7 protein-coding genes are annotated in these 9,765 nt (G+C 59.0%); 3 read left to right on the top strand and 4 right to left on the bottom strand.

Translation table 11 applies throughout. The features are described 5' to 3' along the window. Positions 1-251: 251 nt before the first annotated feature. From ACGLHT_RS29635 to ACGLHT_RS29620, 4 genes are all read right to left on the bottom strand, one after another. Positions 252-584: a DUF2790 domain-containing protein gene (locus ACGLHT_RS29635; protein ID WP_123083986.1), complete on the bottom strand. Its 333-nt coding sequence runs from the start codon at positions 582-584 to the stop codon at positions 252-254. Between the two features lie 145 nt (positions 585-729). Continuing rightward, positions 730-3,879, bottom strand: a complete 3,150-nt coding sequence (locus ACGLHT_RS29630; protein WP_024616831.1) for an efflux RND transporter permease subunit — start codon at positions 3,877-3,879, stop codon at positions 730-732. Next, on the bottom strand, positions 3,876-5,336 hold the full coding sequence (locus ACGLHT_RS29625) for an efflux RND transporter periplasmic adaptor subunit (protein WP_003452298.1): 1,461 nt from the start codon (positions 5,334-5,336) through the stop codon (positions 3,876-3,878). Before ACGLHT_RS29625 ends, ACGLHT_RS29630 begins: the two co-directional genes overlap by 4 nt. Further along, positions 5,333-6,595 (bottom strand): TolC family protein, encoded by a 1,263-nt coding sequence (locus tag ACGLHT_RS29620; RefSeq protein ID WP_274121218.1) that lies wholly within the window; start codon positions 6,593-6,595, stop codon positions 5,333-5,335. The genes ACGLHT_RS29625 and ACGLHT_RS29620 overlap by 4 nt, the downstream gene beginning before the upstream one ends. A 583-nt stretch (positions 6,596-7,178) precedes the next feature. On the opposite strand from ACGLHT_RS29620, the gene ACGLHT_RS29615 reads away from it, so the two are divergent. The 3 genes from ACGLHT_RS29615 (at position 7,179) to ACGLHT_RS29605 (ending at position 9,602) form a co-directional block, all read left to right on the top strand. Next, positions 7,179-7,907 carry an AraC family transcriptional regulator gene (locus ACGLHT_RS29615; protein ID WP_274121219.1) on the top strand — a complete coding sequence of 243 codons (729 nt, stop codon included), beginning with the start codon at positions 7,179-7,181 and terminating at the stop codon, positions 7,905-7,907. A 71-nt stretch (positions 7,908-7,978) separates the two neighbouring features. After that, positions 7,979-8,878 (top strand): sterol desaturase family protein, encoded by a 900-nt coding sequence (locus tag ACGLHT_RS29610; protein ID WP_274121220.1) that lies wholly within the window; start codon positions 7,979-7,981, stop codon positions 8,876-8,878. Positions 8,879-9,293: 415 nt separating this feature from the next. After that, on the top strand, positions 9,294-9,602 hold the full coding sequence (locus ACGLHT_RS29605) for a DUF3302 domain-containing protein (RefSeq protein ID WP_274121221.1): 309 nt from the start codon (positions 9,294-9,296) through the stop codon (positions 9,600-9,602). Positions 9,603-9,765 lie beyond the last annotated feature (163 nt).

The following is a 9,765-nucleotide window of genomic DNA, read 5'->3' as shown; positions in this document are numbered from 1 at the left end:
ATCTGGCTCATGGGCGGCTCGGATCAGGTGTTGCGGGGATTCTCGCATAACTGAAGGCTTGTTCGGAGATTCCCTAACAGGGTCCTGTTATTCATAAATGCTCCTGATGTTATTGGCAGTTGTCATTGTGTGGTCGCATATATGTGCCAAGCGCACCGGGCATAACCAGGCGCACCTTGGCCATATTCCCACATGCCAAATAACGTCAGGGTGTCTTGAAAATTACTTTTCAGTCAGCGCGATGTCATTTATTAGTTTTGGTTCCGGCAACCTGTTCCGGCTGCACGGTATTCAAGAATATTCAGATCGCCGTTGGAGTCCTCGTAGGTCATCTGGGCCGGCATCACATTGCAGCTAGAGTCCGTTGAGGTAGTGGCCACGACCTTAGCGATATCGAGCTTCATGCCGTAGCGGTAATGAATGACTTCAGGCGGATTCTTTCCGTTAGCGGCAGCATACTCTTGCATGGCCTGCTCATTGGCCTGAATCATCCGTCCATAAACACGATCAGCACCGCCTTCTGCCAGAGCGGTAGAGGAAACAACCATAACGGCAAGTGCTGCAATAACTTTGAGGCTTTTCATGTTTAATCACTCCTTCAAGGTGGTGATTAAAATATATCCGCTCGACCTGTCATAAAAATGAAGTCAAAGTTACATCGCCGTAATGCTTCCTGCCGCGTTACCCGGGCGAGTCAGCTTGGCGCGTGGCTTGCCCGGGGTTGTAAAGCTATAGCTCCTGCGGTGCGCGAACCTTCTGTGTACGCTGCCTTCGCATCAGCCAGTAGGCGGCCGGCAAAACCAGCATGGACATCAGTGGCGCGGTAATCATGCCGCCGACCATGGGCGCGGCGATGCGCTTCATCACCTCGGAACCGGCACCACCGCCCCAGAGGATCGGCAGCAGGCCGGCGATGATCACGGCCACCGTCATCACCTTAGGCCGCACGCGCAGCACTGCGCCTTCACGAATTGCCTCCAGTAGTGCCGGGTCACCACTGCGCCCGGCATCCATACGTGCATGCCAGGCATTCTTCAGGTACAGCAGCATGATCACCCCAAATTCCGCCGAGACGCCGGCCAAGGCGATAAAGCCGACCCCAGTGGCAACCGACAGGTTGAAGCCGAACCAGTAGAGCAGCCAGATGCCGCCCGATAGGGCGAAGGGCAGGGTGGCCATGATCAGTAGGGCCTCACCGAAGCGGCTGAAGGTCAGGTAAAGCAGCACGAAGATGATCAACAAGGTCGCCGGTACCACCCAGGCCAGCCGTGCATTGGCGCGCTCCAGGAACTCGAACTGACCGGAGTAGGAGACGGTCATGCCAGCATCGAGTTGTACCTGCTCAGCTACGCGTTGCTGCAACTCGCGCACGGTCGATGCCAGGTCGCGCCCACGGACATCGACATACACCCAACCGGACAGACGCCCGTTCTCGCTGCGCAGCATTGGTGGCCCTTCGGTCAGACTAACCTGGGCGACGGTGCCCAAGGTGATCTGCTGGCCGGCTTGCGTGAGGATCGGCATACGCCGTAGTGCCTGCGGACTGTCTCGCCACTCCTTGGGATAGCGCAGGTTGATCGGGAAGCGGGCCAGTCCTTCAACCGTCTCACCAATATTGCTGCCGCCGATGGCGCCCGATACCACCGCCTGCACATCGGCGATGCTCAGGCCATAGCGCGCCGCGGCCAGTCGATCGATCTGGATGTCCACGTAACGGCCGCCAGTAAGGCGTTCTGCCAAGGCCGAACTCACCCCAGGCACCTCTTTGGCCACGGCCTCGATATCGCGCGTTATGCGCTCGATGTCGACCAAGGAGGTTCCGGACACTTTCACCCCAATGGGGCTCTTGATCCCCGTCGCCAGCATGTCGATGCGGTTGCGGATGGGCGGCACCCAGATATTGGACAGCCCCGGAACTTTTACCGCGCGATCCAGTTCCTCGATCAGCTTTTCGGGTGTCATCCCCGCGCGCCATTGATCGCGTGGTTTGAACTGCACCGTGGTCTCGAACATTTCCAGCGGTGCTGGATCGGTGGCGGTCTCTGCTCGCCCGGCCTTGCCGAATACCCGTGCCACTTCGGGCACCGTGAGGATCATCCGGTTGGTTTGCTGCAGCAGCTGGGTGGCCTTGCTGGCCGGCAAGCCGGGCAGGGCTGATGGCATGTACAACAAGTCGCCCTCGTCCATCGGCGGCAGAAACTCTCCTCCGAGTCTGCTGAGGGGCCAGAGACTGGACAAAAACACTAGCAAGGCCAGCGCTAGGGTCACCTTAGGCCAAGCCAGCACCCACTCCAGCACCGGCCGGTATGCACCGATCAGCCAACGATTCAAGGGGTTCTGTTGTTCGCTGGGGATATGCCCACGAATCCAGTAGCCCATCAGCACCGGTACCAAGGTGATCGAGAGGCCAGCAGCGGCAGCCATGGCATAGGTCTTGGTGAATGCCAGCGGGCCAAACAGGCGACCCTCCTGGGCCTCCAGGGTGAAGACCGGGAGGAAAGACAGGGTGATGATCAAAAGGCTGAAGAACAGCGCCGGCCCGACCTCGGCCGCAGCTTCGCCGATCACCCGCCAGTGCGCCTCGCCCTGAAGCGGTTCACCGGGGTGTCGAGCCTTCCAGGCCTCGATGTGCTTGTGCGCGTTCTCGATCATCACCACGGCGGCATCGACCATGGCGCCGATGGCGATTGCGATCCCGCCCAGCGACATGATGTTGGCATTGACGCCCTGGTAGCGCATGACGATGAAGGCCATCAGGATGCCCAGGGGCAGGGTGATGATCGCGACCAGCGACGAGCGCAGGTGCCAGAGGAAGATCAGGCAAACCAGGGCAACCACCGCGAACTCTTCCAGCAGCTTGTAGCTGAGGTTATCGATGGCGCGGTCGATCAATTGCGAACGGTCATAGGTGGTGACCACCTCGACGCCGGCCGGCAAGCTGCCCTTCAGGCTGTCCAGCTTGGTCTTCACCGCGGCGATGGCATCGCGGGCATTCTTTCCGGAGCGCAAGATGACCACGCCGCCTACCACTTCACCCTGGCCATCCAGCTCGGCAATGCCACGACGCATCTCTGGCCCCAGCTGAATGGTGGCCACCTGACCCAGCAGCACCGGAACTCCGCTGGCCGAAGCCCGCAGCGGCACATTGCGGAAATCCGCCAGGCTCTCTAGATAGCCTGAAGCCCGCACCATGTACTCGCGCTCTGCCAGCTCCAGGATGGCGCCGCCGGTTTCCTGATTGGCGCTCTTCAGCGCCGCTTCGACCTCCTGCTGAGTTACCCCATAAGCCACCAGCTTCTGCGGATCGAGCAGCACTTGGTATTGCTTGACCATGCCGCCGAGGGTGGCCACTTCGGCTACGTTGGGCAGGCTCTTGAGTTCGTACTTGAGGAACCAGTCCTGCAGTGCCCGCAGCTGGGCAAGATCATGCTGGCCGCTGCGGTCGACCAAGGCGTACTGGTAGATCCAGCCCACGCCGGTGGCATCCGGCCCAAGGGTGGTGGTAACACCCTCGGGCAGGCGTTCCTGCGCCTGGTTGAGGTACTCCAGCACCCGCGAGCGCGCCCAGTAGAGGTCGGTGTCGTCCTCGAACAACACGTAGACGAAGGAGTCGCCGAAGAACGAGTAGCCGCGCACCGTCTTCGCCCCCGGTACCGAGAGCATGGTTGTGGCCAGTGGGTAGGTCACCTGGTTCTCGACGATCTGCGGTGCCTGTCCGGGAAAGCTGGTTCTGATGATGACCTGGGTGTCAGATAGGTCCGGCAGTGCATCCAACGGCGTGTTGCGCAGCGACCAGAGGCCCAGGGCGGTGATGAACAGGGTGGCCAGCAGTACCAGGAAGCGGTTGCCGATCGACCAATGGATCAGGCGCGCGATCATGGCTGGTCTCCTTCCTTGCGGAGCTGCTCGATCAGCAGGCCGGAGTTTGTCTGACGTGCGGCGATGCGTACGTGATCTCCTGGCTTAAGTCCCACAGCTACTTCGGAGCTGACCAGAGGAAAAGCCATGGTCATACCTGGCATATTCAGGCTCTCGAAGGGGCCATGCTCCAGGGTGACTTGTTTCCCGTCCAGTGCGCGAATAACGCCGTGAGACACATGCAGCCCCTCCGTGCTGTCCTGTTCTGCATTGCCGGCCAGGATGCCCTGCAGGCTGGCTTCCGAATCGATGAGGAACTGGCCGGAGGTAACGACCGCCTGACCTTCCTCAAGACCGGAAAACACCTCCAGACGCCCATCGGCCTCGCGGCCCAAGGTGATTTCCTGGGGGCGGTAGCGTCCGTCGCCTTCGGCCAGCATCACCAATGCACGCTTGCCGGTGCGAATCACGGCTTCACTCGGCACAAGAAGCGTGGATTGTTCGACGGCACTGTTCAGGCGTACGGCGGCGAACATGCCGGGGCGCAACTTACCGGCAGGGTTGGGTAGCTCGCTGCGTACCGTGAGCGTGCGCGTTTGCGGATCGGCACTCGGCAGCAAGGCTATGACGCGGCCCAGCAGCGGTCGATCAGGAAAGGCCGTCAGGTTGGCGCGGATCTCGTCCCCGACCTGGATACTTCCGGCCATGGCCTCGGGTATCGCCGCATCGAGCCAGACACTGGACAGCCCGTTGATCAACGCCAGATCCTGCCCGGCTTCAACGGTCATCCCGGCGCGTACCTGCAAGGCTTGGAGCTCGCCGCTGATAGGTGTGGTGAGGGTTTGCACTGCCCGCGGTTTGCCGCTGCGGCGAACCTGCTCTATCAACGCTTGTGGCATGCCGAGCAGGCGGAGGCGCTCTTGGGCCGCAGTGATCAAGCGGGCGTCACCGGTACGCAGTACCGCGAGGAACTCCAACTGCGCGGCGGACCACTCGGGAATCAGCAGGTCGACCAGGGGTGTTCCAGCTGGCAGTACATCGCCAGGGGCACGCCCGTAAACCCGCTCGACGAATCCGCCAGCGCGGGCCTGGAGGTTCGCTACCTCTCGCTGGTTATAGGCCAGGGAGCCGACCACCTCGATATCCGAGGGCAGTACACCGCGGATCACCGTCGAGGTTCGCATTCCGAGGTTCTGCACGGCTTGAGCGGGGACGCTCAGGACAGACGGATCTTGCTCGGATCCTGCGTATTTAGGGACAAGCTCCATATCCATGAAAGGTGACTTGCCCGGTTTATCGAAGCGCTGCTCAGGCTGCATCGGGTCGTACCAATAGAGCACCTTGCGCTCGTCCGTCGGTGCGGAGCTAGGCAGTAGCTCGTGTTTGGCTTGCCGCTGGGCCAGCCAGTAGCCACCGCCCGCCGCGCCAATGCCCACGGTCAGCACGGCGACCGCAAAACCAAATGTCGATATCTTCATTTCAGGCCCTCCACATAGGCGTAGTACAGGCTTGCGGAGAGCTGGCTCAACTTGCGCTGCTGTTCAATCTGCCGCAGTTGCGCATCAATCAGGTCGCGCTGGGCAGTAATAACGGATGTGAGCTGGCTGTTACCGGCTTGGTAGGCGGCCAGTTCGAGATCGGCACGTTTGCTTGCAAGCGGGATCAAGGTTTTTTCGGTGCGTGACAAGGTCCTGCGCAGTTGCTCAAGCTCGGCAATACCGCCTTCCAGCTCAGCCTGATGGGCGCGCAGTAATGCTTCCTGCTCGGCTTCCATCTGCGACACGCTTTGTTGTCTGGCGTTGATCTTGGGCCCCTGACGTGTGCCTACGAACAACGGCAGGTCGAAGGTAAATTGCACCATCACCATATCGCCGAACTGGTTGTCGCGATTGTTGTAGGCAAACTCAACACCCCAGTCGGGGGACTTCTCGGCGATGGCCTCGTTCAGCTCGGCGCTAGCCTCGCCGACTCGGGCGGAGGCAGCGCGCAACTCAGGGTGTGAGGCAATGCGTTGCTGCAGGTGCGGTGCCACCAGGTTCAGACTGGGAACACCTCCTTGCAAAGGCTGGTCAGCCTCGTTGCCTATCCAGCGGCGCAGCTTGGCACGAGCTACTGCCACATCGCGATTCAGTTCATCTCGCCGATCTTGTAACGCCAAAGCTTCCTGGTCGGCCTGCAACAGCTCGCCAGGCTGAGCACTACCGCCGGCAATCAGCGATTGCACGGTCGAGCGGAGCATCTCGATCTGACGGTCCAGTTGATCGAAGAGGCCAACACTGCGTTCGGCGTAGTACACATCCAGCCAGCTCACTGCCGTCTGGCGCTTGATCTCCAACTGCATGGCACGCTGCTCGGCCTCGGCTCGGCCTACTGAAGCCTCGGCCAACTGGCGCCGAGCCTGACGCTTGTCACTGTTGGGGACTTCCTGCATGAACCCAATGCGGCGCATGGTCATGGAGTCACGATTAAGCGTGTAACGGTCAGGGCCTTCGATCGGCAGGTTGTCGATGCCTAGAATCAGCTTGGGATCGGGCAGGGCGTCTGCGGGCTCGACAGCCTGCTGTGCCGATGCCACCTGCGCCTGGCGCGCGAGGTTCTCAGGGGCACTCTGCTCGGCCAGAGCTTGGGCTCGTTCGAAAGTTAGGGGCTGCGCCTGCGCGGCAAGCCAGGGAGCTGCCCAGAATGCGGCAGCCAACACACCGAGAAAGCCACGGCGTGGAAAAAGGAAAGCGGACATGCTTTCGCCTCCAATGCGATTGATCGAAGTCGCGACTACGAAACGTGACCGCGACGATGCGCCTGACTGTAAGGCGCGGGATGATCACTGCATTAGACGAAACGAGGAGGGCGCCAGAGTCCTGCGGGCTCTCGCTTAATCACCGACTGGGTCAGCAATATCTCGGGGCGTGAGGGGAGAGGGGATATGCTCTTGATCACGGTGGTCTGGAGAAGTCCTCCGGTCTTGCATTCCTGGCCGGGTTTGCAAGGGGACTTCTTGGCCACCCCATCAGACTTGTCCATTTGCTCGCAGCACGGAGCATCGGCCATTGCATGGCCCTGATGATCGGCGCTCTGCATCGGGCAAGGTTGTGCCGGCATGCTGAAAGCCAAACCGCCGAAGGTCGGCAGCACGAGGCTAGCAATCATTAGCAGGATCAATCCAATCCGACGCACAGCAATTCACCAGGCGGGGCGATAGGGCGACGATAGCAGATTGCCCCGAGGTATGAGCGTTCCTTTTGACGATAACGGCACTTCGTTGATTTGGATCAAATAGAGTGTCATTCGGAGTAGGGTGCGGAAAGCAGAGGAACTATCAGGTGATTGTATCACAGAGCGCCAGCTGGCACGGCAAAGCTTGGGTATCTCCAGGTTTCGGGGTGTTTTTAGGGCAGGTAGGCAATCATGATTGGCACCGCCACATGGCTCACCAGATCACCATTGGCATCAACCACGACTTGACGGTGACTACACCTGGTAGCCACGTCACGGCCCGAGCCATTTGCATTCAAGCGGGCGTCACTCATCGAATCGAAGCAGTCGAGGTTATTTCGATTTACCTTGATGCACTTTCTGAGGAGGCACGGGCATTCACTGCCTCTACGAGCATCTTGCCTATCGATGTGCAAAGCATTTTGTCTCTGCAGACACTATTGGCAACTCCCTGTATCACCGCACAGAAAATGCGGGGAGCGGTTCGCCAATTTCTTAATCTCATCAATCTACCAATCATCGATCCACGGCTGCAACTTGTCCTGGAAGCCTTGAACGAGCCCACCAATGGCAGACAAGAACTGGCAGATCTGATGCACCTGTCGACGACTCGCTTTTCTCATTGGTTTGTTGAACAGACTGGCTTGCCATTGCGCAGCTACCGTAAGTGGCTTCGCCTAGTCGCTGCGTTACAACTCATTACTGCTGGCCAAAGTCTAACAGGGGCCGCCCATGCAGCAGGATTCTCGGATTCCGCGCACTTTTCTCGCACCTTTCGCAGCCTCTTTGGCCTCGATCCTTCTTCAGCTCTGAGCCAGGTCAGTCTCAGCAGCTGAGATCAGCTTTTTTGTTCAAGCCAGAACCCTGGGGGCAGTTTAACGTAGGGTCATCAAGAAGAGGGGCCCGCATGATGAACAATTGCTTAAGGTTCATGATCCGCTGGTTCAGCTATCCCGTCATATTTGGCGGTACGGCTGGCTGGATGATCTGGCAGCTATCCGAGGGCTTGCCATATTGGCCCAGCACAGCCCTGATTGCCGTAGTCGGAATTATTCTGGTCGCCATGCTGGAGCGTCTACAACCGTTCCGTCAGAGCTGGCTTGCCGACCACCACGATACACTGACCGATCTGCTCCACCTGATCGTGAATCTGTCCGTCATCCAGTTCACCGCTGCGGTTCTGGCTCGGCTGGGCGATTGGGTGCCTGACGCTGCGCGTACCTTCCCAACGGATTTGCCGCTGTGGTGCCAGCTACTCATCGTAGCCATGGTTTTGGATCTCAGTCTCTACGGCATGCACCGACTCAGCCACTACGTGCCGTGGCTATGGCACCTGCATGAACCCCATCACAGTGCAGAGCGACTTTACTGGATGAATGGCGAGCGTCGACATCCACTACACGCGGCGATCATGGCGGGCCCTGGACTCTTGGTGCTCTTCGCGATGGGAACACCTTCATCTCTCGTCGCAACCTGGTTTGGCATCCTGACAGTACATCTTGCATTTCAGCATTCCAATCTGGACTACTCGCTAGGCTGGATGCGTAATGTGATTAGCGTTGCTGAGACACACCGCTGGCACCACAAGCGTGAGTTTGAAGATGCTCAGGTTAACTTCGGCGAGTTCTTGCTCCTGTGGGATCACCTGTTTAGGACCTTCTACGCTGGAACAGACAAGCTCGGCGATGCCCAGGTAGGGCTACAAGAGCGTGACTACCCAACGGCATATGGGGCTCAACTGGCAGCTCCGTTTAAGCGGATGTTCCAAGCTCGCCGGACTCGCAACACTCCTTCGGCGCGAAGCTAGCAAGAGTCCGGTAAACCAGAAGCGGGTGGGGCTGGTTGAATCCCAGACCCCATCCGTTGGTGTGGAAGCTTTGTTGGTGCATCTAGAACTCAGCCTATCAGCGCATCTCGATGCATTTCAGGCATTGCCTTCAAGAGCCCCAACGAAGTCTAAGTTGCCCTCCGGTATTGGCGCCCGTGCTGCGACCGCTGTGCATATTGAATATGCCGGAGATGCGCAGTCACCGCCTGCGTCGCGAATTCGTCACCATCTTGCTCGAGATCAAGCGCCAGGCTGGCCGCAGGATGATGGCAGTGTCCATGGTGACATTGAGGGGGTAGAGCCCTCGGGCAAGCGCGGCAGGGCTATGGGGCAGGCCATAGCCCTCTGCACTACACTGCCAATAGTGTTTAGTTCTCCACTAACGGAAGGAACTATGCTCGATTACTTTGCACTGGGTTTATTGATTTTTGTTGGGTTGGTACTGTTTTACGGGATAATTGTTATCCATGACATCCCTTGCGAAACTGCCAGGCAGCGTAACCACCCCCATCAGGATTCGATCCATGCCGCCGGCTGGGTCAATATGTTCACATTGCATGCACTCTGGCCGTTCCTGTGGATATGGGCGACCCTTTACCGGGAAGACCGCGGTTGGGGCTTTGGCGATGGCAGCCCGCAAAGCCGTGTCGTTCGCCTAGAGCACCAAGTAGCTGAACTACAACAGCGTATCGAACGGTTGTAGGAGTATGCAGGGGAGGCACTAGATTCGGGTGAGATAGATTTCTGCGAGAGAATCTGAGCGATGGACTTTTGCGCGTACTCACCGTCTTAGGGAATCTCCGAACAAGCCTTCAGTTATGCGAGAATCCCCGCAACACCTGATCCGAGCCGCCCATGAGCCAGAT

The organism is Pseudomonas sp. PsB, assembly GCF_043658375.1.
GTDB classification, from domain to species: Bacteria; Pseudomonadota; Gammaproteobacteria; order Pseudomonadales; family Pseudomonadaceae; genus Aquipseudomonas; species Aquipseudomonas putida_Z.
The sequence above is the reverse complement of the archived record's forward strand: the minus strand, read 5'-3'. Positions and strand labels throughout refer to the sequence as shown.

What these genes read in the sequence shown, in the direction of transcription:
- ACGLHT_RS29635 (WP_123083986.1), bottom strand. Translation starts at nt 584, where the DNA reads ATGAAAAGCCTCAAAGTTATTGCAGCACTTGCCGTTATGGTTGTTTCC.
- ACGLHT_RS29630 (WP_024616831.1), bottom strand. Translation starts at nt 3,879, where the DNA reads ATGATCGCGCGCCTGATCCATTGGTCGATCGGCAACCGCTTCCTGGTA.
- ACGLHT_RS29625 (WP_003452298.1), bottom strand. Translation starts at nt 5,336, where the DNA reads ATGAAGATATCGACATTTGGTTTTGCGGTCGCCGTGCTGACCGTGGGC.
- ACGLHT_RS29620 (WP_274121218.1), bottom strand. Translation starts at nt 6,595, where the DNA reads ATGTCCGCTTTCCTTTTTCCACGCCGTGGCTTTCTCGGTGTGTTGGCT.
- ACGLHT_RS29605 (WP_274121221.1), top strand. Translation starts at nt 9,294, where the DNA reads ATGCTCGATTACTTTGCACTGGGTTTATTGATTTTTGTTGGGTTGGTA.
- ACGLHT_RS29610 (WP_274121220.1), top strand. Translation starts at nt 7,979, where the DNA reads ATGATGAACAATTGCTTAAGGTTCATGATCCGCTGGTTCAGCTATCCC.